This is a genomic window from Sphingobium sp. BHU LFT2 (genome assembly GCF_018604485.1).
Lineage (GTDB): Bacteria > Pseudomonadota > Alphaproteobacteria > Sphingomonadales > Sphingomonadaceae > Sphingobium > Sphingobium yanoikuyae_A.
This window is the reverse complement of the sequence record NZ_JAFCGW010000008.1, coordinates 110,461-134,504: the sequence shown is the minus strand read 5'-3', so window position 1 is coordinate 134,504 and position 24,044 is coordinate 110,461. Positions and strand designations below refer to the sequence as shown.

General features: G+C 57.4%; 23 protein-coding genes. 14 read left to right on the top strand and 9 right to left on the bottom strand.

The window, feature by feature from the left end; all coding sequences use genetic code 11:
* Positions 1–507: 507 nt before the first annotated feature.
* The gene (locus JQK15_RS16000; protein WP_214866398.1) at positions 508–684 is read left to right on the top strand and encodes a hypothetical protein; all 177 of its coding nucleotides are present in this window, start codon (positions 508–510) and stop codon (positions 682–684) included.
* A 925-nt stretch (positions 685–1,609) separates the two neighbouring features.
* Here the strand turns inward: JQK15_RS16000 and JQK15_RS15995 are convergent.
* Entirely contained in the window at positions 1,610–2,791 is a 1,182-nt protein-coding gene (locus tag JQK15_RS15995; RefSeq protein ID WP_214866397.1) for an NADH-quinone oxidoreductase subunit D, read from the bottom strand.
* On the opposite strand from JQK15_RS15995, the gene JQK15_RS15990 reads away from it, so the two are divergent.
* Positions 2,754–3,305 carry a hypothetical protein gene (locus JQK15_RS15990; RefSeq protein ID WP_214866396.1) on the top strand — a complete coding sequence of 184 codons (552 nt, stop codon included), beginning with the start codon at positions 2,754–2,756 and terminating at the stop codon, positions 3,303–3,305. The two genes, JQK15_RS15995 and JQK15_RS15990, sit on opposite strands and share 38 nt — an antisense overlap.
* A gap of 263 nt (positions 3,306–3,568) precedes the next feature.
* Here JQK15_RS15990 and JQK15_RS15985 read toward each other — a convergent pair whose 3' ends face one another.
* Together JQK15_RS15985 and glf are read right to left on the bottom strand one after the other, a co-directional pair.
* The gene (locus JQK15_RS15985) at positions 3,569–3,772 is read right to left on the bottom strand and encodes a hypothetical protein (RefSeq protein WP_214866395.1); all 204 of its coding nucleotides are present in this window, start codon (positions 3,770–3,772) and stop codon (positions 3,569–3,571) included.
* Between the two features lie 50 nt (positions 3,773–3,822).
* Positions 3,823–6,183 carry a UDP-galactopyranose mutase gene (gene glf, locus JQK15_RS15980; RefSeq protein WP_251007793.1) on the bottom strand — a complete coding sequence of 787 codons (2,361 nt, stop codon included), beginning with the start codon at positions 6,181–6,183 and terminating at the stop codon, positions 3,823–3,825.
* Between the two features lie 205 nt (positions 6,184–6,388).
* Between glf and JQK15_RS15975 the strand changes: the two genes are divergently transcribed.
* From JQK15_RS15975 to JQK15_RS15960, 4 genes are all read left to right on the top strand, one after another.
* On the top strand, positions 6,389–8,626 hold the full coding sequence (locus JQK15_RS15975; RefSeq protein ID WP_251007792.1) for an SDR family oxidoreductase: 2,238 nt from the start codon (positions 6,389–6,391) through the stop codon (positions 8,624–8,626).
* On the top strand, positions 8,623–8,787 hold the full coding sequence (locus tag JQK15_RS15970) for a DUF6771 family protein (protein WP_214866394.1): 165 nt from the start codon (positions 8,623–8,625) through the stop codon (positions 8,785–8,787). Before JQK15_RS15975 ends, JQK15_RS15970 begins: the two co-directional genes overlap by 4 nt.
* Positions 8,788–9,813: 1,026 nt before the next feature.
* Entirely contained in the window at positions 9,814–10,602 is a 789-nt protein-coding gene (locus JQK15_RS27465) for a Crp/Fnr family transcriptional regulator (protein ID WP_214866393.1), read from the top strand.
* Positions 10,599–11,279: a sensor histidine kinase gene (locus JQK15_RS15960; protein ID WP_214866392.1), complete on the top strand. Its 681-nt coding sequence runs from the start codon at positions 10,599–10,601 to the stop codon at positions 11,277–11,279. The genes JQK15_RS27465 and JQK15_RS15960 overlap by 4 nt, the downstream gene beginning before the upstream one ends.
* A 165-nt stretch (positions 11,280–11,444) precedes the next feature.
* On the opposite strand, the gene JQK15_RS15955 is transcribed toward JQK15_RS15960, so the two are convergent.
* The 6 genes from JQK15_RS15955 to JQK15_RS15930 all read right to left on the bottom strand — a co-directional run bounded on the left by JQK15_RS15955 (position 11,445) and on the right by JQK15_RS15930 (position 14,641).
* Positions 11,445–11,816 carry a response regulator gene (locus JQK15_RS15955; RefSeq protein WP_214866391.1) on the bottom strand — a complete coding sequence of 124 codons (372 nt, stop codon included), beginning with the start codon at positions 11,814–11,816 and terminating at the stop codon, positions 11,445–11,447.
* Positions 11,813–12,955: a sensor histidine kinase gene (locus JQK15_RS15950; RefSeq protein ID WP_214866390.1), complete on the bottom strand. Its 1,143-nt coding sequence runs from the start codon at positions 12,953–12,955 to the stop codon at positions 11,813–11,815. The genes JQK15_RS15955 and JQK15_RS15950 overlap by 4 nt, the downstream gene beginning before the upstream one ends.
* A gap of 150 nt (positions 12,956–13,105) precedes the next feature.
* Complete coding sequence (locus JQK15_RS15945) at positions 13,106–13,249, bottom strand: hypothetical protein (RefSeq protein ID WP_214866389.1); 144 nt, start codon at positions 13,247–13,249, stop codon at positions 13,106–13,108.
* Positions 13,246–13,539, bottom strand: coding sequence for a hypothetical protein (locus tag JQK15_RS15940; RefSeq protein WP_214866388.1), 294 nt, complete (start codon positions 13,537–13,539; stop codon positions 13,246–13,248). The genes JQK15_RS15945 and JQK15_RS15940 overlap by 4 nt, the downstream gene beginning before the upstream one ends.
* 745 nt (positions 13,540–14,284) lie before the next feature.
* Positions 14,285–14,476 (bottom strand): DUF3606 domain-containing protein, encoded by a 192-nt coding sequence (locus JQK15_RS15935; protein ID WP_214866482.1) that lies wholly within the window; start codon positions 14,474–14,476, stop codon positions 14,285–14,287.
* 9 nt (positions 14,477–14,485) lie between these two features.
* Positions 14,486–14,641 (bottom strand): hypothetical protein, encoded by a 156-nt coding sequence (locus tag JQK15_RS15930; protein WP_214866387.1) that lies wholly within the window; start codon positions 14,639–14,641, stop codon positions 14,486–14,488.
* Between the two features lie 191 nt (positions 14,642–14,832).
* On the opposite strand from JQK15_RS15930, the gene JQK15_RS15925 reads away from it, so the two are divergent.
* The 8 genes from JQK15_RS15925 (at position 14,833) to JQK15_RS15890 (ending at position 23,756) form a co-directional block, all read left to right on the top strand.
* The gene (locus JQK15_RS15925; RefSeq protein WP_251007791.1) at positions 14,833–15,492 is read left to right on the top strand and encodes a Crp/Fnr family transcriptional regulator; all 660 of its coding nucleotides are present in this window, start codon (positions 14,833–14,835) and stop codon (positions 15,490–15,492) included.
* Positions 15,493–17,174: 1,682 nt separating this feature from the next.
* Positions 17,175–17,690, top strand: a complete 516-nt coding sequence (locus JQK15_RS15920) for an SRPBCC family protein (protein ID WP_251007808.1) — start codon at positions 17,175–17,177, stop codon at positions 17,688–17,690.
* Positions 17,690–18,883 carry a zinc-dependent alcohol dehydrogenase gene (locus tag JQK15_RS15915; RefSeq protein ID WP_214866386.1) on the top strand — a complete coding sequence of 398 codons (1,194 nt, stop codon included), beginning with the start codon at positions 17,690–17,692 and terminating at the stop codon, positions 18,881–18,883. Before JQK15_RS15920 ends, JQK15_RS15915 begins: the two co-directional genes overlap by 1 nt.
* Positions 18,884–18,896: 13 nt before the next feature.
* The gene (locus tag JQK15_RS15910; RefSeq protein ID WP_214866385.1) at positions 18,897–19,484 is read left to right on the top strand and encodes a DUF4142 domain-containing protein; all 588 of its coding nucleotides are present in this window, start codon (positions 18,897–18,899) and stop codon (positions 19,482–19,484) included.
* Between the two features lie 12 nt (positions 19,485–19,496).
* Positions 19,497–20,282, top strand: a complete 786-nt coding sequence (locus tag JQK15_RS15905) for an SDR family NAD(P)-dependent oxidoreductase (protein WP_214866384.1) — start codon at positions 19,497–19,499, stop codon at positions 20,280–20,282.
* Positions 20,279–20,479: a hypothetical protein gene (locus JQK15_RS15900; RefSeq protein WP_251007790.1), complete on the top strand. Its 201-nt coding sequence runs from the start codon at positions 20,279–20,281 to the stop codon at positions 20,477–20,479. Before JQK15_RS15905 ends, JQK15_RS15900 begins: the two co-directional genes overlap by 4 nt.
* 705 nt (positions 20,480–21,184) lie before the next feature.
* Positions 21,185–21,709, top strand: a complete 525-nt coding sequence (locus JQK15_RS15895) for a CinA family protein (RefSeq protein ID WP_251007789.1) — start codon at positions 21,185–21,187, stop codon at positions 21,707–21,709.
* A complete protein-coding gene (locus JQK15_RS15890) occupies positions 21,696–23,756 on the top strand; it encodes an NAD(+) synthase (RefSeq protein WP_214866383.1) in 2,061 nt (686 codons plus the stop codon). The genes JQK15_RS15895 and JQK15_RS15890 overlap by 14 nt, the downstream gene beginning before the upstream one ends.
* Positions 23,757–24,044: the final 288 nt, after the last annotated feature.

Genomic DNA, 24,044 nt, shown 5'->3' with positions numbered 1-24,044 from the left:
TCCGCAACCGTGGGCGAGTTCCAAGATGAAGAAATTCTTATATTCCGCACGTGCCTCTATTATTTCTCCTCTGGTTTCACCATGTATAAGTATCATCCGCCGATTTTATATATACCCCTCCCACAATCTACCTTCCGTTAGGTAGAAATAACATATGATTAACATAATTCATTTCATGAATATTTCCGCGCCATTATCTGTTACGCCACAAGTGTTAGAAGGGACCAGCTATGAGACTATCGCCTGTTATTTTGTGCATAGGGCTGTTCGGGTGCGCTCCGGCAAACCAGAGCAACGCCGGCGACGAAACCTTCGCCCCCAGCAATACAACTCAGGGCGTGGTCCCAGACGGTGCACCCGCTCAGGGAAGTGGCAGCACAATAACGGATGGCGAAACAAGCACGCGAGGCGCCGTAAACGCATCTGACACACCCACCGCAGCACCGGGGTTGTCTGGAAAAACAAGCCGAAGTCAAGCTAACTGACTGCTCGAATAGGAGAAATCTGATGGCTCAAAAGGGCGCTGGCGGCAATCCCGGCGCGGTTACCGCCAAAGGCGGAGACGGCGCACATGGAAGTACTGGCACCGGTCGCGGAGGTGGCAATAATGCCCGTGGCAAGAAATCGGCCTCTCCCAAAAAGGACGTCGACAAGGATGTCGACGGCACGGCCAAGTCAGGCTGAATTCAATGATTTTTTTTGCAGAAGTTAATACGAAAAATCGCCTTCCCGCCCAATGGTGGCAATACCCGCTTGCCGCAGGTTTCAAGCGGTATCGCCGGCTGGTCGCAATCGCTGGTTTCCGCAGAGGCGGCGTCAGAAACGATCGGCGATTGCCTCTGCATGTTGCGTGCGCATCTGGTCGCGAGCCCCTTTGGAAGTGAGGGAAGGTCATCAAAGAGGTGATGATCAGGCACTTTGACCTCGTTGGCGGCGCCAAGATATAGCTCGATGACGGCACGTCGGCTTTGGCAGAAAAGCTTAGAGGTGGCCGATGTCCGTTAGCTGCAAGCTCTTTGTGGATCGAGCGCAGCTCGATGAGAACCTACCTGCAGGCCAAGATACAGGTGATCGAGGCACTGCCTCACTTCGGCAATGGAAGCTGCGGTTGGGGGGGGTCGGGCGCTGGAGGCATTTTGGGGCATAGCGACCGCTGATGCGGATTTCATGGTGGCCGATGTGGTCATTTTATGATGATTTGTCATGTGCGCGAATGGGCGGACCGCCATCATCTGAAACTTCTGCCGCGCGGCCCGGCTTGCATCGATTTCGCAAAGATCGCTCTGCGCGCCCCAATCATACGCGGTCGGCCGCATCTTGGCCTCGGAAAGAGGGACGGACGCAGCGTTTGCGCAAAGGAGGGAAGCTCAAACAGAAGCATCGCTTCTGCGAGCACCAGTTTGGCGAGGGGATCATCCCCGCGGCATTCACAATCTGTACGAGGGTACGCCCAGCCCGGGGTTGGCAACGTGCGGCCCATCGCGGCGAGCAGCGAACTCCAAAGCTGATCAGCCCTGCGGTCCGGGGACAATTGGAAATCAACTTTCATACCCTCCGTTTGGTCGAGAAGACTGTCGAGGATGAAAGCATTGCCAAACAAATAGCTGACCTAGCGGTCGATTTCCCCGAATACGATGTCGAGCGAGCCCAGGATCGCGGTGACGTCCGCCAGCATGTGACCCCGCGCAAGGAATTCCATTGCCTGAAGATGGCTGAATCCTGTGGGACGAATCTTGCACCGATAAGGGGAGTCCGTGCCGTCTGCGACCAGGTAGACGCCAAATTCGCCCTTGGGACTCTCGGTTGCAACATAGACTTCCCCGGCGGGCACGTGGAAACCTTCGGTATAAAGCTTGAAGTGGTGGATCAGCGCTTCCATCGACCGTTTCATGTCACCACGCAGCGGAGGCACAACCTTCCGGTTGTCGCTCGACACAGGACCGCCCGGCATGGCGCTCAAGCACTGCCGCATGATGCGGGCGGACTGCCGCACTTCTTCCACCCGGACTAGGAAACGGTCATAGCAGTCGCCATTGTCGCCGACCGGAACCTCAAAATCCATTTGATTATAAACATCATAGGGCTGACTGCGACGCAGGTCCCATGGAACGCCGCTGGCCCGGAGCACCGGCCCGGAAAATCCCCAGCGCAGGGCATCTTCCTTTCCAACTGCGCCGATGTCGACATTGCGGACTTTGAAGATAGGATTGTTCTGGGCCAGCCCAACGGCATCCTCGAACATCGACGGGTAGCTATCCAGCCACTTCCCGATATCCTCCAAAAGGCTGGGCGGCGCATCCTGATGCACGCCGCCCGGCCGGAACCAAGCTGCATGCATACGCGCACCCGAGACCCGCTCGTAGAAGCCCAGTAGCTGTTCGCGCAGTTCAAGCAGCCAGAGGTTGGGTGTCATTGCGCCAACGTCCATGATATGCGCGCCGATCGACAGAAGATGATTCTTGATCCTCGTCAGCTCTGCGAACAACACGCGCAAATACTGACCGCGCGCAGGCACTTCCAGATTGAGCAACTTCTCGACCGCCAAGACGTAGCTGTGTTCCTGGCACATCGGCGACACATAATCGAGCCGGTCAAAATAAGGCAGTGCCTGGAGGTAGGTCTTATGCTCGATCAGCTTCTCCGTGCCACGATGCAAGAGGCCGATATGCGGATCGACACGCTCGACCACTTCGCCGTCTAGCTCCAGAATCAACCGTAACACGCCGTGGGCGGCCGGATGCTGGGGGCCAAAATTGATCGTGAAGTTCTGGATGGCGGTGTTACCCGGCATCGTGGGCAACTCCTCGACAGGCGCCGAGATTGTCTTTGATCGGGCGGTCACGATATTCTCCGGGAAATTACCGGCTCCTTCTGAACCTGTTTTGCGCCCCGACCTCTTCGCAATGTTCTATCCTGCGTTACTTTCCGTCCGTATTGCCGAACTTTCCGGTCAAAAACCTAACCTATGCCACTTTGAAAATGGCCTTCGCGCCGCCGCTCGCGGAGCTAGACAGCACAATGCCACGTTATGGTTGCGGTCACTCCTTATGTTGCGTGGCCCCACAAACGCGGAAGGTATCCACATGACCAACGACACCGACCAAGGCGGAAAAAATCGCGGGCGGAGGCCACCCGAAGGAAGTGGAGAAGTGAAGGGCTCGGGCGCGGGAGCCGGAGGTGGCGGTAACCCCGAGGATTTCGACAGCGACCCCGCAGGCGGGAGCGATGCCGCGCCCACGACCCCCAAAAAGGCTGAAGGGGACGATGATATTGCGCCGCCCACCAAGGGCTCGCCCGCGGGTTAAATCCATTAACACGGCTATGAGTTGGATCTTAACAGGCCTATCACGCGGATGTGGCGCCGCACCCTAAGCAGAAGATTAAGTCGCGCCTCGCCACCACGGAAGCTCGGCCATGAAGGCGCGTCTAACGCCAAAGCGACAGGCGAGATATCTGCCCGCGCTGCTGCTGCGGCGGCAGCGGGGAAGTGGACTGCGTTTTTATTGCAACTAGCCACGGCAGGTCGTCATTTGGGGGTACGCCGCTGCCTCAATGCAGGGGCAGCCAACTATGTAGGATTTTCCGACCTGACGATGCGTTCAAGAAATAGCTGGCGCAGCCGCTCGGCTCCCGCGGCCATGCGGCAGATGACGTCCGTGCGGCGGCCGCCACCTTCCGCTATGTGCGTGAATTCTACATCCGCGATCTGGCACATCATGGTAGCCTTGCTGGCCGTCCACGATAGCCTCACATGATTGGCGTCTTCGGTCATGATCGGAATTTCTTAGGAGAAATGTGGCACCGACCTCGGAGTGGCGCACGTCATTCGGCCGGGATCGGAGGGGCGCCGGGCTGCGGCTGGACCCGCATCGGATCAGTAAAACGCTTGCGATAAGTTGCCAGAGCCTGTCCCACAACCTGGTCCATATTGTAATAGCGATAGGTCGCGAGCCGCCCGACGAAGGTCACATCCTGCCGCGCAAGTGCCAATGCCTCATAGCGCTTGAACAACGCCTGATTTTCCGCGCGCGGGATGGGGTAGTATGGATCGCCCTCGGCAACCGGATATTCATAACTTATGCTGGTTAGGGGAGAAACTTGGCCGGTCAGATGCTTATATTCTGTCACGCGTGTGTAGGGCACCGCTTCGCAGGGGTAGTTAACTACGGCGACCGGCTGGAAAAACTCCTTGTTCAGCGTCTCGTGACGGAACTGCAAAGACCGATAAGGCAGCTTGCCGTAACAATAGCCGAAATACTCGTCGATCGGCCCGGTGAAAACCAGATGGTTGTGAGGATACGCCTCTCGAGCGTCGCGATAATCTACCCCCAGCAACAAATCGATATTGGGATGATCCAGCATGGCTGCGAACATGGCGGTGTAGCCGTTGGCCGGCATCGCCTGGAAGCTGTCGGTGAAATAGCGATCATCAACATTGGTGCGGGTAGGCACACGGGCTGTCACCGCCCTGTCGAGCTCGCTAGGATCCATTCCCCATTGCTTTCGTGTATATCCTTGGAAAAAGGTCTCATAAAGATCCCTGCCGACTGCCGAGATCACCACATCGGCGGACGTGCGTATCGTTTCTACCGGCTCGGCACGCTGGCGCAAAAAGGCGGCAGCCTCTTCTTCCGTCCGCAAGTCCACCCCATAGAGGCGGGTCAAAGTGGTCCTATTGATGGGCATCGGCAACAGCATGCCGTTCACGCTGGCAAGCACGCGATGCTCATAAGGGCGCCAGGCAGTGAAACGCGAAAGATAATCAACAATATCAGGCGCATTGGTATGGAAGATATGCGGGCCATATTGATGAATGAGCACGCCGGCGTCATCGACCCGATCAAATGCATTGCCCGCAACATGCGGCCGCCGATCCACGACCAGAACGCGCTTGCCTCCGTGCGCTGCCAGTCGTTCGGCCATGACTGCCCCGGCGAAGCCGGCGCCAATCACCATCACGTCATAGGGCTTGGGGCGTTCCGCTGGCCATACCGTAGGCGACACTATAGGCTGGATCAAGTTGGCGGTGTCGAGGGTATGGCAGATCAACGCCTCCATCGCGAGGAATGTATCGTCCCACGATTGACCCGCAAGCATCCGATCGACTGGCTCCAGCCAGCCGCGCCTGCCACGCGAAAGTGTGAGCGCGCGGTCGCACGCTTCAGTAAAAGCTGCCGGGTCACCCGCGATCTGCACAGCTTGCAAATCGCCATAATGGCGCATGACATCCTTGATCGGGGTGGAAACGACGGGTCGGCCGGCAGCGAGATATTCAGGTGTCTTTGTGGGACTGATGAAGCGCGTTGCATCATTGATGGCGAACGGCATCAATGCGACGTCCCAGCCGCGCAGATAGTCCGGCAGCGCAGCATAGGACTTGCCGCCGACATAATGGATGTTGGGACGGCGTGGCAGGTCGTCTGCGCTGATCTTGACTACCGGCCCGACGATGACGACGGACCATTGCGGGCGGGCATCCGCGAGGTGAGCAAGTAGGCTCAGGTCCATCCGCTCATCGACGACGCCGTAATAGCCCAGCCGGGGGCCCGGCAGACCGACCTGGTCCGGCGGATCGATCCCTTCGAGGCGCGCTTTTGCAAAATGATGAACGTCCACGCTAGAAGGAAAAGGATGGACCGACGGATGAAGATCCCTTTTCGCCTCATAGAGGCTATACCCACCGGTAAACACTAGATCAGCCTCGTCTAGCAGCTGTTGTTCCAGCGACAGAAGCTCCGGCGGGGCCCCCTTGAAGTTGGCCAGCTCATCCATGCAGTCATAGACTACGCAATCAGCGCCGATCTGCTGAGAAAAAGGCAACATCATCGGGGTATAGTACCAGCGCACAAGGGCGCTGGTCGCCGGTAAACGATCTATGAACTCTTCAAGGAGGGCTGCAAGGGTCGCCGTCTGGGTCGATAGGTCGAACGCGGGCGGAAATATGGGAGTAGCAATGGTCACCCCACTCGTTTCGCAGCGGCGGATGGCGAGGTGCGGCCGCTCAGCGGACATCACAGCTGGCTCCTCCCAGAACACAACCTGGGCACCTCGCGCGAACCGGCTCATCAGATGCTGAGGCCGCTGATAGACAAAATCCCACCGCAAATGGCTGAAGCAGATCAGCATAATATTGCCGCTTCCGCTTTTATGCGAAAAATCTTGGATCGACATGCGGTCTACCATGAACATCTTTCCGATCTAAAAAAGGTATAAATTCGTATTTGTTCATAGGTTCCGATAACTATCATGAAAAACTCGCCCAAGTTATTTTCACGAAACATATATCATTATGCGTATTCGATTATTTTCTAATATTTACGGCTATGATATCAGTGCGGGGGACAATCTGCGTTTAGCCACGCGGCGACGGCCGATAGGAGGAAGGCCAATGTTGGAACTTTGGGCGGGTCCGGAATGTACGGTCAATCGCATTGGCGACCGCTTCGCGGACCAATTACGCCTGACTGGTCATCATGATCGCGACGCTGACCTCGACCTCATAGCACAGACCGGTGCCAAGGCGGTTCGCTATCCAATATTATGGGAACGCGTCGCCCCCGAGCATCCGGATAAGCGCGATTGGTCCTGGAGCGATCGCCGCATGGCCGGCCTGCGCGACAGGGGCATTCGCCCGATCGTTGGCCTCATCCACCACGGCAGCGGCCCCCGCTATACGAACCTTTTGCGCGAAGATTTCGCCTCCGGCCTCGCGCGCCACGCCCGGGCTGCGGCGGAGCGCTATCCGTGGGTGGAAGCGTGGACACCGGTGAACGAGCCCTGCACTACAGCTCGCTTCTCCTGCCTTTACGGCCACTGGTATCCACACCTTCGCGACGAGCGCGCTTTCTGGCTCGCGCTCCTCAATCAGGTTGACGGCACACGCCTGGCGATGCGGCAAATCCGGGCCATCAATCCCCAAGCCCAACTGATCCAAACCGACGATCTCGGTAGGACCTATGCCACGGCGGCGATGCGTGAGCAGGCGGCGTTCGACAATCAGCGCCGGTGGATGGGGTGGGATCTGCTGCTGGGGCGCGTGAACGAAGATCATCCCCTCCACGACCGCCTCGCCGCTATGGGGCTTCGCGGTCGTCTCGAGGCCATCGCCGACGACCCATGCCCCCCAGATATCATTGGCATCAACCATTATCTGACCAGCGATCGTTTCCTGGATCACCGCGTTCGACGCTATCCGGCCGAGCTGCGCGGCGGCAATGATCAACGCGCTTTTGTCGATACCGAGGCAGTCCGGGTGCTCGAGCCGGGTGCTGGCGGCTTCGGCGGTGCCTTGCGTGAGGCGTGGGAGCGCTACGGCCTGCCGCTTGCCGTCACTGAAGCTCATAATGGATGCACGCGCGAGGAGCAGATGCGATGGACGAAGGCTGCCTGGGATGACGCCCAAGCCCTGCGCGCCCAAGGCATCGACATCAGGGCGATAACAAGCTGGGCGCTGTTCGGAAGCCAGGGCTGGAACACCCTTTTGACTGCGCGCGGCGCCTATGAACCGGGCGCCTATGACGGTCGCGCAGACATTCCACGCCCGACCGCCATCTGTAGTTTGCTGCGTTCGCTCGCCACAGCGGGACCGCCCGACCATGTCGTCCTTCAAGGCGAGGGCTGGTGGCGCCGCGAGGCGCGGCTTACGCAAGGGAGGATTTTCCGACCGGCCTCGGCCCGCGAGCATGACCTTACTCGCTCGCTGCGGTCCGTTAGCGCCCTGCCGCCAGTCTTAATCGTCGGTGCAACCGGCACCTTGGGTCAGGCGATGGGTCGGGCCTGTGCGGAGCGAAATATTTTTCACGCGATGAGCGGTCGGTCCGATCTCAACCTGCTGGACATGGGATCCATTATTGGTGCGCTCGAGCATTATCGCCCATGGCTTGTCATCAACGCAGCGGGATGGGTACGTGTCGATGAGGCGGAAGATGATGCGCAAACATGCCTGGCCGTCAATGCCGACGGTGCAGCGCGGCTAGCCCGTGCTTGTGCAGATCGCGACGTTGCAACAGTCACATTCTCAACGGACCTGCTGTTCGACGGGCTTCTGGGCCGCGCCTTGACGGAAGACGATGTGGCTGCGCCGCTCAACGTTTACGGTCGCAGCAAGGCACTGGCTGAGGCGGCGATCCGGACGCTGCCGGGCTCCCATCTCGTTGTACGGACAGCCGCCTTCTTCTCCCCTTTCGATTCTCAAAATTTCGCCGTGCATGTCGTGGATACACTGTCGCGCGGCCGCCGGTTTGCTGCCGTGCGTGATCATGTCGTTAGTCCAACCTATGTCCCTTCCTTGTGCGACGCCGTGCTAGACTTGGCGATCGACGGCGCGCGGGGAGTTCGACACGTCACCCATGGAGAAGGTTTGTCATGGGCCGACTTCGCGCGACGAATAGCACGGGCCACTGGGCTCGACCCTGCGCTGATCGACGACGTCACAGGCGCGGCAGCCGGCTGGCGCGCGAAACGGCCGACCAACGTAGCGCTGCACAGCAACGGGGGAAAGCTGCTGCCCTCGCTCGACGAGGCAATAGATATGTTCGCCCGCAGCTTGCGGACCGCACCGCTGCAAACCACCTCCCTGCATATGAACCCGCGCCAGGACGCAGAAAGCAGGCCGGCCTCGGTATGAAGACGAATGTCATGACCCGCGTGTTAGCGGTCCTCGCACGCGCTCCGATCTGGATCAGGCACGACCTGAGCGCGAAAGAAGAAACCGCGCGACGGCGTGCCGAAGAAACGCTGGCGGCAATGATCGCGAGCAGCCTTGAAGCGGACGAGGGTAACGAATGATCCTGCGCGGTTCGTGCAGGCGGATGGGAATATCAGGGTGCCGTTAATCCGTGGGGAAAGGAGCGAGAAACGGTACCCCAATCTTCACGGTCCCATAGTTCATGCAAGCTTCTGGGAGGTCCCTGCGCAAAACGCGACCGCTGTGAGTGTCCAACCTTGGTCGTCAAGCGGGCGTTCCGATGACGCACTCCGATTGCCTCTGACCGGAAGTAACATAATAACGCGCTCAGGAATGAGAGCGCACATGACCACGTTGACAAAGATGCGATCGCCTCGCCGGTCTCGCCGCAAAGGGTGCCATGCGCAACAAAAGTATCTCGGCAAGCTCCTCTGTCGTCACGCAACGGCGGGGAACTGATATGGAAAGCAAAATCGGGACGTTGACCAGCGCGACACCGCCTGCCCGTTTCAAAAAATGGGGGACGCCGGCCCGTCACCCTTGTGTGATGTCCTTGGCAACCGCCGGATCGTTCGCCTTGCTCGCGTAGGAGTGGAAAGAAGCGTTGGCACGCCGGCAGACGCACGATGCCCTCCGCCTCCGTCGCCCCTTGAACATCAATACGCACAAACTTTCCTGCGGACTTTCCTGAATTCCCCGCACCTAGCTCGCGCCGCGCCGAAGTCGTCCCCAAGCCGACATACTTGCGGGAGCGCCCTTAAAGCGGCGCTACATAGATCGAAAAATTGATCAAGCTGTAAAGCACTTGCCGGCTTCAGCATGACATTTAGTCACTGACTTGCCACGCGCAACAAGAATATCGGTTTTTAGAAACCGTGATCGAGAGTCTTTTTAACTTGATTTAGCTTCTATGGGGCCATGATTGCCAGTGAACTAGGCAATGCCTACTCCAATCGGCGCATCTTCGATCAGCGCGGACCGATCAGTTTTTGTCCGAGCTTGGCAATCGCCCCTATGGCAAACAAATGTTAATTCGCTTCAGCTGGCGAACCACTACCAGAAGTTAGCTAACGGCGACAGTGGCCGTGCACAGCTCACAACAGGGAATCAAGGAGGGCTCGGCTACAGTGCAAATTCGTTCCGTATCCGAACCGTTTTTCACAAAGCTGCAACACGGTGCGTCACTCACGCTCAACGACAAGCAAATATTGGCAGATCTTTGCAAGCATGTACGAGATGTAAAATCGCAGCGCGACATCGCTTCACAAGACCGTGCCTGCCGTTACTTGCCCATCATCCTTGAAGGGTGGGCATGCCGATACCGCTTGTTGGAGAACGGTAAACGGCAGATCACAGGCCTTTTTATCCCAGGTGATTTGTGCGAACCGTTCGGGATCCTACCTCGGTTTCCAGACAGTACTTTTGCCGCCTTAACCCCAACCAAGATTGCGCTTGCCTCGCTTGACGCAGTCGCGGCGGCAGCGCGATCGAGTCCGAGTTTGAGAGAAGCGTTCTGGTGGGATTTGCTCATGGCATCGAGCATTGACCAAGAGCGGCTTGTCAGTCTCGGCCGCCGCTCGGCCGCGGAACGTGTCGCACATCTCTTCTGTGAGCTTCACGTACGTCTCATGATTATCGGCCAAGCCGATAACGAGGGCTATGAATTGTTGATCACCCAAACCGATATGAGCGATATGTTAGGCCTCACCTCAGTCCATGTGAACCGTTCCTTGAAGATACTGAGGGAGACCGGGCTGATTTCCCTTAAAGGCCGGCGTCTCATGATCCATGATCTAGTTGGCCTAAGAGATTTGGCCTTGTTCGACCCGACCTATCTTCACTTAGATCGCTCGACGAGCCGCTCTCCTGCAACCGTTGAGGCTGAGGGGGCGCAAGGATATGAGGTGGGAACATGACAGATCGGCTCGAGGATCAGTTGCGTATTTCCGAGCTTGAGGCTGACAATCGCCGTTTGCGACGACTCTTGGACACGCGAGACGCGCCAGGCGAGTTGCGCCATCGGTTGCGAAGCACGGTTGCTATGCTGCGTACGATTATTCGCCGCACCGCCGAGACCGAACGGGACTTTGATGCTTATGTCGGGCACCTGGAAGATCGTCTCGATGCACTTATGCGAGCTCAGGCTGCTGCTGACGATAACGGATCGGTGAGCTTGCACCATCTGCTGGCCGATGAACTGGCGCACTACGGCGTATCCGAAGGCGAAAGAGTCTCGCTCCTCGGCAGGGACGTCGAATTTCAGCCGCGCGCCGGCCAGGTGATGGCAATGGCCATTCACGAGCTGACGATCAATGCGCTTGAGCATGGCGATCTCGATCCAGTCGGACGGGTATCGGTCCGTTGGTGGGTGACCGAGGACACAAATCCTTGGCTGACTTTCAACTGGGAGGAAGAATCTCAGCGGACAACCCGTGAACCTGTCCGCGAAGGGTTTGGGATGGAACTGCTCCGGCAGGTTCTAGGATATGAGTTGAAAGCCGAGGTAACAATCAGCTTTGATCCCGAGGGCTTCCGCTGCAGCTTGCGGTTTCCATTTACGGAGCAGGTCGGGCATGTTGCGCGCGAGGATTGACACTGCCAACCCTTGCCTGGGCTTGAGACTGACTCTCGCTGCCACGCTTCTCGATCAGTCCGAAGGATCACAACGGCCGCCGAAATGAACGTCGATCAAGTTGTGCCGTTTTTAACCGCAATATTGTGGCAGGAGCGATATTTCGCGAAAAAGGTGCGCCCACCATCAACTTCTCGTCTCAAGCAGCTCCTCGATCATCTTGACGACCTGCGTCACGCAAAAGGGCTTTGAGAGACGCGGCGTGTGCCGATATTTTTCTGGCATAGACCAGCCATCATAGCCTGTGAGAAACATATGCGGGATCGCGCGTTTGGCGAGGCTGTCTGCCAGGGTATAGGAGTTGCTGCCGCGCAGGTTCACGTCTAAGACCGCGATGTCAATCTTTTCACTCTCAGCCAGACGCGTTGCGCCGAACAGATCACCGACCGGTCCAACAACGTTGGCGCCCTCAGCCAAAAGAATCTTCTTGAGATCAGATGCGATAAAATAGTCGTCTTCGACGATGAGGATGTGTCTACTTCCCAGTATGCCGCTCATGACCGATGCTCGAACGCAGTCTGTTGCCCGCAACTTTTGCCCGGTAGCGGCACCTTGATCGAACATTGTATGCCGCCCGGAAGAAATTCCAAGCATGCTGAGCCACCCAGTCGATAGGGGATCGCCTCCTCGATTAATTCGCGTCCAAAGCCTTCGTGCCGCGGAGCCAATCCCACAGCCGGCACACCTTCTTCCTTCCAAAGAAAGGACAACATCGGCGTAGCGTCGCCGCCGGACTCGATTTGCCAAGTCACCGTTAGCTTTCCGGTCTCTGTCCTGAAAGCGCCATATTTGACGGCATTCGTGGTCAGTTCGTGGACTGCAAGGCCCATGGTTTCGAAAATCTCGGCAGGCATCTGCACGTCCTGGCCGATGATTTCCAGATTGGGGCCCTCCTGAACGCCGACGCTGACGAGTTCGTCACGCAAAAGATTCTCAAAGTCGGCAGTTCCGTCAGCGCTCTGCGTCACGATCACCTGCACGCGGGCCAGCGCGTCGAGGCGTCCCCTGAAGTGACCCGCGATCTCCTCAAAATCCGTACCCGTCTCGACGGTTCGGGAGAATATCGACCTTACGACCGTGAGAATGTTGCGCACACGATGCTGCAATTCTGCGACAACCATATTGAGTTGCTGAGAGCGCTCTTCCAGGGCTGCTTCAGCGAGAACGCGCCGAGTCGTCTCCACGATCGTGACCAAGACTCCCGCTACTGTTCCATCTGTGTCTAGAACCGGGCTGTAGGTCAGGCTGAGCCAAATGTCCTGTCGAACGCCACGACGGACTAACGGATATAGGCCGTTTTCGATGGTAACGGTTTCGCCAGCAAACACGCGAGCATAAATCGGCTCGTTGATGTGCCAGACTTCGGGCCAGCATATCGGATTGGCAATGCCAAGGCCCCAAGGATGTTTGTCCACCATGAGATCAGCATAGCCGTCATTGTAGATCTGCAGCAGATCCGGGCCCCATAAGATGATCATGGGAAAGCCGTGACTGAGCAGCATTTCCACGGTGGAGCGCAAAAGGGCCGGCCACTGATCGATCGGCCCGAGCAGCGTGTCGGACCAGTCGCGTTCGCGTATACATCTCGCCATATCGGCCTTGGAAAATGGCCATTTGTCATTTGCTGCAATTGTCATGCATTGTCCCAACCGAGCGTATGCCGTGCATAACGCATCATGTCGCCGAAACGTCGCGGACTTATTCATATGAGCCATGACCCAAATTTCAAATGACTATTCTCTTGCGAGAGCCGCAACCAGCATCAGGCACGAAGCGGATATCCGCGCTCACGGTTGATAACAGGCATTTTCATCGTCAAACTCATAAAGCTCGGCCTGGCCATTTCCATGCAGATGGCGTGCATCAATGTAAGCGATTAGCTTTTCGGCATCGGCACCTCCCCTCAGGCGAATGAGCGCATCGATTTTCACTTCAATGCAATCGTCACCCTCTTTCCAGCCGGCGAGCCGAGGTATAGAAATTTGAATCCCAGCACCTGCCATGGCAGTTGAAGGAGTTCGCACTGCCGGCCTTCAAAGCCGTTTCGAGCCAGCTCAATCAGTTGATGGAATAGAGAGCTCAGCACCGACAACCTCGCCAGGGAATATTCGGCAAGGCCGGCAACTTGCTCGCAATGGCTCCGAGTTTCTTTCACATAGGCGTGCCAGCCGAAGTTCCGGTGGCCTACAATCGAGAGCGCAAGATGGCGATGGTGATCCATGCATAGGCAGATCATTTTTTCAAAGCTCGTCTCGCACATACTTCATCGCCTGGCTGGGGCTCGTCCCATATTTTTCTGCCAATAAAAGCCGCCAGAAGTGTTCGCGGCCAAGTGGAACAGCTCCGACGATCCGACTTATGTGACAAACTGGCGGCAAGGTAAGCCGGCCATCACTCCTGCGGCATTTGGCAGCGATCCGGCCTTTCCCTTCCGCCAACTCAAATGCCGGACGCCTGCGTCCGCCGTAATCTAGAATGGACGCTAGCTTCTCACGCGTAAGCGATTGAGGGGCTGCCATGATTTAGGAGATAATAGAACGCGGTAGTTCTGACTCCAAGTCGATTGTTGCGTCTTGATTTGGCGGCTTCGCGTTGACCAGACGCTGGGGCCGATCAACGGTGGGACAATGCCGACAAACTCGGCAGCGAGCAGCTTGGGGCGGCAAGCTGATGTGAGAGCGCCAGCCCAGGCCGAAACCCGCTATGTATTCGGTTCGACTAGAAACGTTCATCGACGAAGAAGCATGACATAATTCAATCTCGGCAGGCAGAGATTTCCTGAAGCAATATTGTGACATGCGTTTGGCCTATCGCCGCGCCCGAGCGACTGAATGCGTGTGAAGCAGAGAAGCCTACCTCGCTGCCAAGGACAGCTAGCTCGCAGGCTCACTGGCTGTTCTTATAGTCATCGTCTGGATCGATATGCCGCTAGACCGAAGGCGCTCTTAGCACCCCCACGGGCCCGTTCAGACATGTTGGAGAAAAGCTGATACCGCAGCATGGCCGTGCCCCACCGCTTCCACCGCCCGCTCAAGTTCATCCCGGGTCACTCCGAAAACGCGTCGCCAATACTCCGCTTCATCATATCGATCGACGCAAACATATTTGCTATCGGCCGGGAGGATTCTGGACGTAGGATCAGTTGGCCCTTTAAGCATGTGCATGGCTCAGCTGCCCGGTTCGACATTGATCGGAGGCGCCAGCGGATTGACGTTGCTGCTTCCTTCGGTACTGTCCTTCTTCCTCGTGCCCTCGGCGCCTTTATCAGTGTGCTTGGGTTGCTTCCGTTCGCCGTCGTCTGGACGACGCCATGGCGCTACCATGATTTCTTCCTTTCTTTTCCTATCTAAGGAACAAGAGGACGAAACTTGTCCTGGTTCCAGGCAATAGGCCCTTTTGCTAATCCATTTTAGTATTGAGCTTGGCCCAACGTGTCGGTCCGAATAATATTCCCATTCATCGCAACAGTGCCGCCCTTCCAACATAGGTTATTGCGCGCTTAATCTGACCATTGATGGTGATCCCAGCGGGGCAGCAGGGGATAGAAATGTCTGTTCAGTTTGAGCCAGTCCGTGCGGTCGTATCATTCAAGCCACACCAATTCATCCAGATGGCTCAAGAAGCGATATTTCGGATCCAAGAGGGATGGGCCTGCCATTATGCTTTGCTGCCTGACGGTCGTCGACAGATCATCAGTCTTTACCTCCCAGGTGACATCTGCGACCCGCGCTGGATCATCGGCTCGGATCAGCCCAAGGAAGTCCTGACACTCACCACGATCAAAGCTATCCCTCTATCCAACCGGCTCGCCGGTGGCAGCGATGCACAAGAGCGCGAATTCTGGCGGGCGTTGTCGATGGTCGAAAGGCGTCAGCAACGCTGGCTTCTAACATTGGGCCGTCGCTCAGCAGGCGAACGCATCGCCTATCTGTTTCTTGAAATTCACGAGCGGATGCGCCGGGCTGGCCTCGCCTATGGCCAGCAATGTGCTTTCAACCTGACTCAAACGGAAATTGCTGACCTGACTGGTCTTACGTCAGTGCATGTGAACCGGACGATCCAGGGTATGCGCGCCCGCGGTCAGGTCGAGCTTGAGGGAAGATGGCTCAGAATCCCCGACCCCGATTTGTTGCGACAGGTGGCGGCTCTTCGCGCGGGTGACTTGATCGAATGATGCGCTTTATTGGCTATCCTAGTGTATTAGGATGAGGATACAGAGCGTCGACATGACGCGGCACGGGCCAACCTATGTAACCAGGCCTCCGCAGCCGCCTGGTCGGTCGGCCATTATCCCCACGCTGAGCACGCGCGTGGTGAAAGTTTCAAGCAGAGCCGGTTCGATGAAGTCGAAACAACATCTCGAGCAGGATCCTGCACAGGGCGCCGACAATCAGGCCCCCTGTCTAATCCCGCAATCCCCAGGTCCGCCGTGCGGCCACCTGAGGGCCGAGCTTGCAATCGCCGAGCTTATCCGGAAGGCGCCGTGAAAAGCGGCTCGTTCCCCTTGACCTCTTACAAACCACTGATGTCGTCATCAACGACGACTTTTCCACTATATGCTCCGCGACTTGTTTTACCGAGAAGAATATCATCAAAGGTCTCGCCAAAATGGTGCGAGCCGTACAGTCGCCCGATTCAAAGGCTGCGGTTGGAAAACATGCTGACAGGCCGTAGGGAAAAATCGAGCGACTGAAAAATCTCGACATGATCGACAAACGCGCCGGGGGATCGAGGCATATTAGGGAATGCGACAAAATCGCTTCCAACGATAAGGACAGCTCCGCGCTAAGCGCAAATTTGGTATCTGCCGACCAAGCCGAACAAGTGGCGAATGAAAAGGTAGCTGTGGCCCAGGCAGCGACGAGGTGGTGGGACCGGGCACTTCTGCCGCGTGGCGCTCGTTTCTCAAATCGGCTGCATCCCGCCGCTTTGCAGACCGTGCCGAACGTGTGGCCCGGCGCGGCATATGGCAGAGACCCAAGTCATGAAGACGCGAAGTTGAGGCTTGGGCTCGGCATTTCGCATTGCTCTTGGAGCGGCTGAATTTCTTGCTAGCAAACACATTGCCAGCGCACTTGGTCAAAATAATCAGCCAGGTCGGGCTGCTCCGTTTCGTTGGTGTCCGCGAGGTCTTTGCTGCGGCAGTTTTGCTGCCTACCCCTGCGCGTTCCGCCATCATATGGAACCGCGGGCTAAGTCATGGACTTGATCTTGCCGCACTTGGTGTGGCTGCGATCTGGTCGTCTGGGCGCCCTGGGCTCTGGGCTCTGGGCTCTGGGCTCTGGGCTCTGGGGCCTGGGCTCTGGGCTCTGGGCTCTGCGGCGCTATCCCCTGTTCGCGGCCGCATCCATATTCGATCTATTGGTAGGCCGCAGGCCAGGCGAGCAAAGACGGCCGCTGCCTTCGACCGGTGAGTTTTCGTCAACGGATATCGAACATGACCTGTCGACAGCGGTAAAAATGGCCACGCAATAATGATTGAGCCCGAGGATATGGTTTTCCTCGACGCGATTGGGGTGAATGCTCCTCCGCCTGAAAGCTGACAATTAGCCGGTGGTTCGCCAATAAAAACGCCTCGTTGGCACATGTCGATCATGGGACGCGGTCGCTGTGGACTAAGCAAACCGGCTACCCAGCTTTGTTCGCTCTGCATGACCGGGCCCCCAAAGAAGCGACTTACACAGATTAGTAAAGCGGCGCTTTGGCGCGTTTTAGTTGGAAATGGTGGAACGGCAAGGAGGGGCCGATGGTTCGCCGAAACATCCAGACAAGGAGATAAAAGTGGGCGACAGCAGGACGCCGGCGCATGATGAAGCGCCATTGAGCACATCCAAGCACGGCGACGGACTGGAGGATATGCCCCTCTCGCTGGTGGATGTGAAGGGCGACAATCTCTCCAGCAAAACCGTCACCATTAATCGTCCGCGCCAGGAGCTTTACGACTATTGGCGTGCGCTCGAAAATCTCTCGTCGTTCATGGAGAACGTCGAGCGGATCGAGGATCTGGGCGACAGCCGCTATCATTGGGTGGTGAAGGCTCCTGCCGGTAAAACGGTCGAGTGGACTGCGGCGATCACCCAGGATGTGCCCGGCGAGGTTCTGGCCTGGGCCTCGGAGGAAGGTGCAGACGTTCCCAATAGCGGTCGTATCGACTTCCGCGACGCGCCCGGTGAGCGTGGCACATGGGTTACCGCGACCATTCTCTATGATCCGCCAGTTGGTCTCATCGGCAAAGTCGTTGCAAAGCTTTTCCAGCGTGAACCTTCTATCCAGGCTAGGCGCGACCTGCGCCGCTTCAAGCAGTTGATGGAGACTGGGGAGATCGCGACCGGCGCCCGAACCCAGGCACAATTTGCCGAGGAGAATGAGTGATGCGCGCTTTGAGATGGCACGGGAAGCACGACGTTCGGGTCGATACCGTGGACGATCCTGAAATCCTTAATCCTCGCGACGCTATCATCAAGATCAGCTCTACCGCCATCTGCGGATCGGACCTTCATCTTTATGACGGCTATATTCCCACGATGAAGGCCGGCGACATATTAGGTCATGAATTTATGGGGGAAGTCGTCGAGACCGGCTCCAAATCGACGCTGATCAAAGGTCAGCGGGTCGTCGTACCATTTACCATTGCCTGTGGCTCATGCTTCCATTGCACCAAACATCAATACTCAGCATGTGACAATGGACTGCCCGCTGACAATCAGGATATCGCGCAAGCCGCCTATGGCCAGCCCATGTCCGGCCTGTTCGGCTACAGCCACATGACCGGCGGCTATGCCGGCGGCCAGGCGGAGTATGTCCGCGTGCCTTTCTCCGACGTCGGGCCGATCGTCATCCCCGATGGCATCGAGGACGACAAAGTGCTGTTCTTATCCGACATCCTGCCCACCGGCTGGATGGCGGCTGAAAATGCTCAGATCGAGCCGGGCGATACGGTCGCGGTCTGGGGCTGTGGTCCGGTCGGCTTGTTCGCTGTCCAGTCCGCCTTCCTGATGGGGGCCGAGCGGGTCATCGCCATCGACCATTTCCCCCATCGGCTGGAACTGGCCCGCAAGTTTGGGGCAGAGACAATCAATTTCGAAAAATCCAAGACCTATGAAGCGCTGATGGAGATGACCGGCGGTATCGGTCCGGATGCCTGCATCGACTCTGTAGGTCTCGAAGCTCATGGCTTTTTTGCTGATAATGTCTGGGACCAGATCAAGGTATCTACCTTCACCGGCACGGACCGAACGCATTCGATACGGCAAGCGATCCTCGCCTGTCGCAAGGGCGGCCGTGTTTCGATGCCGGCTGTCTATGGCGGTTTCGTCGACAAGTTCCCGCTGGGCGCCTTCATGGAAAAGGGGCTGACGCTGAAGACCGGCCAGACCCATGTGCAGCATTACATGCCTGCCCTCCTCAATGCGATCATGGAAGAGAAAATCGACACTACCTTTCTGATCAGCCATCGCATGCCGCTCGAGCAGGCAGCCGAGGGTTACAAGCTGTTTCACGACAAGCAGAATGAAGTGACGAAGATCGTTCTGAAGCCGGGCATGGACTTTGCGCCGGAGGAATAAGGAGAGAGAGAAAATGTCATCCACCAAATTCCTGGGCTTGGGCATAATGCCAGCTCTGCTGCTGGCCGCCTGCAATGAAAAGCCAACCGCGGCAGGAATGGGCGACTCTGGGTCCCGAAACGCAGCCGCGGCCAACAACGCGATGGCTCCCGCCCCACCAGTTTCAGCCATCTCGTCCCAGAGCTCGTCTGATTATCTGGCGCAGGCTGGCGCTGGCGACCTGTTCGAGACTGAATCGTCAAAGGCGGTCTTGGAAAAAACGCAAAATCCCAAGATCCGCAACTTTGCCCAGATGATGATAAAAGCGCATCAAGGCTCGACCGCTAAGCTCAAAGATGCTGCGGCGCAGGCGAAGCTGACGGTGCGACCGCCTATTTTGATGCCGGACCAGCAATCGATGCTCGACGATATCAATGCGGCTTCGAGCGACAGCGTGGATGCGGTGTACATTGCCAGTCAGAAGGCTGCACATCAGGCCGCACTGTCTCTGCATCAGGGCTTTGCCGCCACTGGCGATGTTATTCCTTTGAAGCAGGCGGCCGGCGAAATCGTCCCGGTTGTTCGCAGCCATGTCGAAATGCTGGAGAAGCTGGGATCATAAAGGAAATTATCGATGGGTAAATTCGCGATCATTACCGGCGCGTCGACGGGCATTGGCTTCGAGCTTGCCCATCTTGCCGCACAAGACGGCTATGACCTTTTGGTTGTAGCGGACGAACCGCTGATTGATGCGTCAGCCACCGATTTTCGCCGTCATGGCGTCGAGGTAAAGTCACTCGAAGCCGACCTATCCACCGTCGAAGGCGTAGACCAGCTGCTGGCAGCGACTGATGGACGAACAATTGATCTGCTTTGCGCCAATGCCGGAAAAGGGCTGGGCCATGGCTTTCTGGAGCAAGAGGTCGCCGAGTGGCGACGAGTGGTCGACACCAACATCACCGGCACCCTTTATCTGCTGCACAAGGTCCTCAAAGTCATGGTCGCCCGCAATGAAGGCAAGGTGCTGATAACCGGTTCAATCGCTGGCTTCATTCCGGGCAGCTTCCAGGCGGTATATAATGGATCGAAGGCCTTCATAGACAGCTTTGCAGACGCGCTCCGCAATGAGATCAAGGAAATGAGCGGCGTTACCGTCACTACCTTGATGCCTGGTCCCACGGAGACGGAATTTTTCGATCGGGCCGACATGCTAGATACCAGCGTGGGCAGCCAGAAGAAGGACGACCCGCACAAGGTCGCCAGGGATGGTTGGGACGCTCTCATGGCGGGCAAGGAGCGTATCGTTTCGGGCTGGAAGAACAAGCTGCAGGCGGCAGCGGCTCATGTGACGCCCGCCTCCATCCTTGCCGAGCGGCATCGCGCAATGGCCGAGCCTGGATCTGCACCTGAAGGAGAATGATGATGGACGAAATAGACCCCCGCGAGGATTCACGAACACCGCGAGGTCCCGGTGGCGATACGTTGCCCGGTCGCGAGAAGGCAGATCCTCGCACCGGCGGCGCCAAGCCGCAGGAGGATGTGGAGGACCGCCCCAATGTCGATACTGTGATGCCCGAAGATTATCCCGAAAAAGACCGGGATGATTCCAGACCTTGAGAATATGCGGGCAGCTTTATAATGTCGATGGTGAGTGCCCGTAAGTCAATTTTAATGCTTACTCCGGCAAGCGCGCCATTGGGCGATAAGTACAGGTCCTCACGCCACGTGCGGGAAATGTCGATCTATATAGCGGTGTCGGCCTCATCTTCTTCACGAGGCTGACGTCCTTTTTCCCGTGAGCATCTCAAAGCGATTCAAGCTGACGGCCGAAAATCGACTTGATGAGCGGGAGTATTTCCTTGGCTCACGCCTGCTGCTTTTTTCCGCAAGTGCATGCGGCGATCATCAAACGTGAGCAACCCCATGACTTCTCTGCTCAAGACGAGGCATCCTGTTTTTGAGGGAATAAAGCTCGACTATATCCGCTTCATTGCAAAGCTTGAATGAAATTAGGGCAATCACATCAACTCGCTTTGACATTAACCTATTTGAGCGGGTGCATGGGGAACGAACGCTGAGCATCTCCTTTCAAGATGGGAAGGAAAATATCATGACAAAGAATGTCCAAAAGGGAGGCGTGTCTCCTGCTGAAGGCTCAGGCCCCTTTAATTTTTCGAGTCGAAACCCGCCAGACGGCGCCGCGCCGCCCGGGTCGACCGGCACATTGGGCCATGGCCCAGGCCGCTCTGTCCTCGGCAGGAGAGCGAGCGATAGTCGCCCAGGTGGGCGAACAGCACCCACAAACATGCACTGTTTGATCCCTTGAGCGCACAAGCATCCGAAACTTTGTCGCCCGTTCTTCCACCCGACGTGGAAGATGCGGCAAAGAGGTTGCTGGAGGCAGCCTGCGCTCGCCAGATACAGTTGGTGACAGCCGAGAGTTGCACTGGCGGGCTGCTGGCATCGCTGCTTACCGATATAGAGGGTGCAAGTCACGCCTTCGAGCGCGGCTTTGCCGTTTATAGCGAAGAGTCGAAATGCGATCTTCTGGGCATCGGCAAGGAGCAGATCGAGAGGTGCGGAGCGGTGAGCAAGGAGGTGTCGATTGCCATGGCTGAGGGCGCCCTAAAACATTCCCTTGGGCACGTCGCGCTGGCCGTGACAGGCTTTGCAGGAGAAGCTCCGAAGGGCGAGGAAGCAGGCCTTGTTCATTTTGCTTGTGCGCGGCGGGCCGGCGAGACCTTACATCGGGTTGAGCATTTCGGCGAGATCGGACGCGGGCCGATACGCATAAAATCTCTGCGCGTAGCGCTTGGCATGATGAGGCAGGCCGTTGACGGACAGTGACGCTTTCAAGTCCATTCATTCCCATGGTCTCGTCCGCATCGCCGCGGCGACGTCGCGTGCCAGCGTCGGCGACATAGCGGCTAATGCCGCCTCAATACTGGAGCTGGCGCAACAAGCCGCAAGTGGCGGGGCCGACTTGGTCTTGTTTCCCGAACTTTGCCTCTCGTCCTACGCGATCGACGATCTTCATCTCCAAGAAGCCGTGGTCGACCGAGTTGAGACAGCAGTCGGTTCGCTGATCGACGCCAGCAAGAATCTTCCGCTTCTTTTGGTAGGCGCACCTCTGCGGCGGAAGGGCCGCCTTTATAATTGCGCGCTCGCTATCGCCGACGGACGACTGCTGGGCGTCGTGCCCAAAAGCTTCCTGCCAAATTATCGAGAATATTATGAAAAGCGCTGGTTCGCCTCGGGTGCGGGTCTGACAGGGCTGGAAATCAACGTCGCGGGCCACCGCGCGGCGTTCGGCACTGATCTGCTGTTTACTGCCGCAGGCCAAAGCGATTTCACCGTGCATGCAGAAATATGCGAAGATTTCTGGGCTCCGCTCCCGCCATCCACGATGGGCGCGCTCGCCGGTGCATTGCTGCTCTGCAATCTCTCAGCTTCCAACATCACGATCGGCAAGTCGCGTGACCGCCACCTACTGTCCGCCTCGCAGTCGGCACGTTGCATCGCTGCCTACGCCTATTCAGCAGCGGGCGCGGGAGAAAGCACGACCGATCTTGCGTGGGACGGGCAGGCCATGGTGCATGAAATGGGTGATCTGCTTGGCGAGTCTGAACGCTTCGCTGCGCAGCCCAAACTCCTATATGCTGATATAGATCTCGAGCGCCTGCGGCTGGAGAGAATGCGCAACGGGACTTTTAATGACAGCGTTGGTGCCGCGGCCCATCCCGAGAAACATTTTCGGTCCATCACCTTTCCTTTCAAGCCTCGAACAGGCGACATTGGCCTCTGCCGGCCGGTCCGCCGCTACCCGTTTGTGCCTGACGATCCCTCGCAACTCGATGCCGACTGCTACGAAGCCTTCAATATCCAGGTGGAGGCGCTCGTGACCCGCTTCCGCGCGACGCAAGGGAAGCATTTTATTGTCGGCGTGTCTGGTGGTCTGGATTCCACCCACGCGCTGATCATCGCCGCCAAGGCATGCGACCGACTTGGTCTGCCCCGCTCCGCAATCCTTGGTTATACCATGCCGGGCTTCGCCACGGGTGAGGCCACGAGGGGCAATGCCTGGGCGCTGATGAACGCTCTGGGGGTTGCTGGCGAGGAAATCGATATCCGGCCTGCCGCTCGACAGATGCTGGTCGACATGGACCATCCGTTCGCACACGGCGATCCTGTTTACGACGTGACTTTCGAGAATGTGCAGGCGGGACTTCGCACGGACTATCTGTTCCGGCTCGCCAACCGGCATGACGGCTTCGTTGTGGGAACCGGGGACTTGAGCGAACTGGCGCTTGGCTGGTGCACTTATGGTGTGGGCGACCAAATGAGCCATTACGCCATCAATAGCGGCGTGCCAAAAACGTTGATCCAGTTCCTGATCCGCTGGTGCGTTGCGACCGGCCAGTTCGACGATGCAACCAAATTGGTGCTCGACGCTATCGTGAACACCGAAATCTCGCCCGAGCTAGTGCCAGCCGACGCGCCAGGCGAACTGCAAAGCACAGAATCGAAGGTCGGCCCCTATGCCCTCAATGACTTTTTTCTGCACCATATAGTTCGCCAAGGGCTGCCGCCATCGAAAGTGGCTTTTCTGGCTTGGCACGCTTGGCGCGATGCGTCGGTTGGGGATTGGCCGGCAGGCTATCCTGACGATGCGAGGCGAGCCTATGGTCTTGCGCAAATCCGGCACTGGCTGGAAAATTTTCTTCGCCGCTTTTTTGGTATGAGCCAGTTCAAGCGTTCAGCGCTTCCCAACGGTCCTAAAATCTCCTCTGGAGGCGCCCTATCGCCGCGCGGCGACTGGCGGGCGCCTTCCGATAGCAGCGCAGCGTTGTGGCTGGAGGAATTGGAGAAAAAGCTGCCGGACCGACCATCTTAAAGCATGATCGAAACCAGGTCTGTGAGCGCTGCTTTTCAAGAAAGCGCCGATTTGCTTTCAAATGCCCAACTTGACAGGTCCCGAGCCGCTTTCATCCTATAGGGCATTACAAGAGAGCTAGCGTCCAAGAACTGGTCAATTTAAAGCCAGACCGAGCAATCTATCTAGTCCGACCTTTTGCATCGTGAACTTTTCCTTAATTGTCGGCCCTTCCGTCCAAGGCGTTCAGTTAAAGGTGATCTGCATCTTGTGGAAGGCTATAGGCGACCGACTTGGATCAGCCCGATT

Bases quoted from the DNA above. Each gene is read 5' to 3' on its own strand.
- JQK15_RS16000 (WP_214866398.1), top strand. From the start codon at position 508: ATGGCTCAAAAGGGCGCTGGCGGCAATCCCGGCGCGGTTACCGCCAAA.
- JQK15_RS15995 (WP_214866397.1), bottom strand. From the start codon at position 2,791: ATGCCGGGTAACACCGCCATCCAGAACTTCACGATCAATTTTGGCCCC.
- JQK15_RS15985 (WP_214866395.1), bottom strand. From the start codon at position 3,772: ATGACCGAAGACGCCAATCATGTGAGGCTATCGTGGACGGCCAGCAAG.
- glf (WP_251007793.1), bottom strand. From the start codon at position 6,183: ATGGTAGACCGCATGTCGATCCAAGATTTTTCGCATAAAAGCGGAAGC.
- JQK15_RS15975 (WP_251007792.1), top strand. From the start codon at position 6,389: ATGTTGGAACTTTGGGCGGGTCCGGAATGTACGGTCAATCGCATTGGC.
- JQK15_RS15970 (WP_214866394.1), top strand. From the start codon at position 8,623: ATGAAGACGAATGTCATGACCCGCGTGTTAGCGGTCCTCGCACGCGCT.
- JQK15_RS15960 (WP_214866392.1), top strand. From the start codon at position 10,599: ATGACAGATCGGCTCGAGGATCAGTTGCGTATTTCCGAGCTTGAGGCT.
- JQK15_RS15955 (WP_214866391.1), bottom strand. From the start codon at position 11,816: ATGAGCGGCATACTGGGAAGTAGACACATCCTCATCGTCGAAGACGAC.
- JQK15_RS15950 (WP_214866390.1), bottom strand. From the start codon at position 12,955: ATGACAATTGCAGCAAATGACAAATGGCCATTTTCCAAGGCCGATATG.
- JQK15_RS15940 (WP_214866388.1), bottom strand. From the start codon at position 13,539: ATGGATCACCATCGCCATCTTGCGCTCTCGATTGTAGGCCACCGGAAC.
- JQK15_RS15935 (WP_214866482.1), bottom strand. From the start codon at position 14,476: ATGCTTAAAGGGCCAACTGATCCTACGTCCAGAATCCTCCCGGCCGAT.
- JQK15_RS15930 (WP_214866387.1), bottom strand. From the start codon at position 14,641: ATGGTAGCGCCATGGCGTCGTCCAGACGACGGCGAACGGAAGCAACCC.
- JQK15_RS15925 (WP_251007791.1), top strand. From the start codon at position 14,833: ATGGTGATCCCAGCGGGGCAGCAGGGGATAGAAATGTCTGTTCAGTTT.
- JQK15_RS15920 (WP_251007808.1), top strand. From the start codon at position 17,175: ATGCCCCTCTCGCTGGTGGATGTGAAGGGCGACAATCTCTCCAGCAAA.
- JQK15_RS15915 (WP_214866386.1), top strand. From the start codon at position 17,690: ATGCGCGCTTTGAGATGGCACGGGAAGCACGACGTTCGGGTCGATACC.
- JQK15_RS15910 (WP_214866385.1), top strand. From the start codon at position 18,897: ATGTCATCCACCAAATTCCTGGGCTTGGGCATAATGCCAGCTCTGCTG.
- JQK15_RS15905 (WP_214866384.1), top strand. From the start codon at position 19,497: ATGGGTAAATTCGCGATCATTACCGGCGCGTCGACGGGCATTGGCTTC.
- JQK15_RS15900 (WP_251007790.1), top strand. From the start codon at position 20,279: ATGATGATGGACGAAATAGACCCCCGCGAGGATTCACGAACACCGCGA.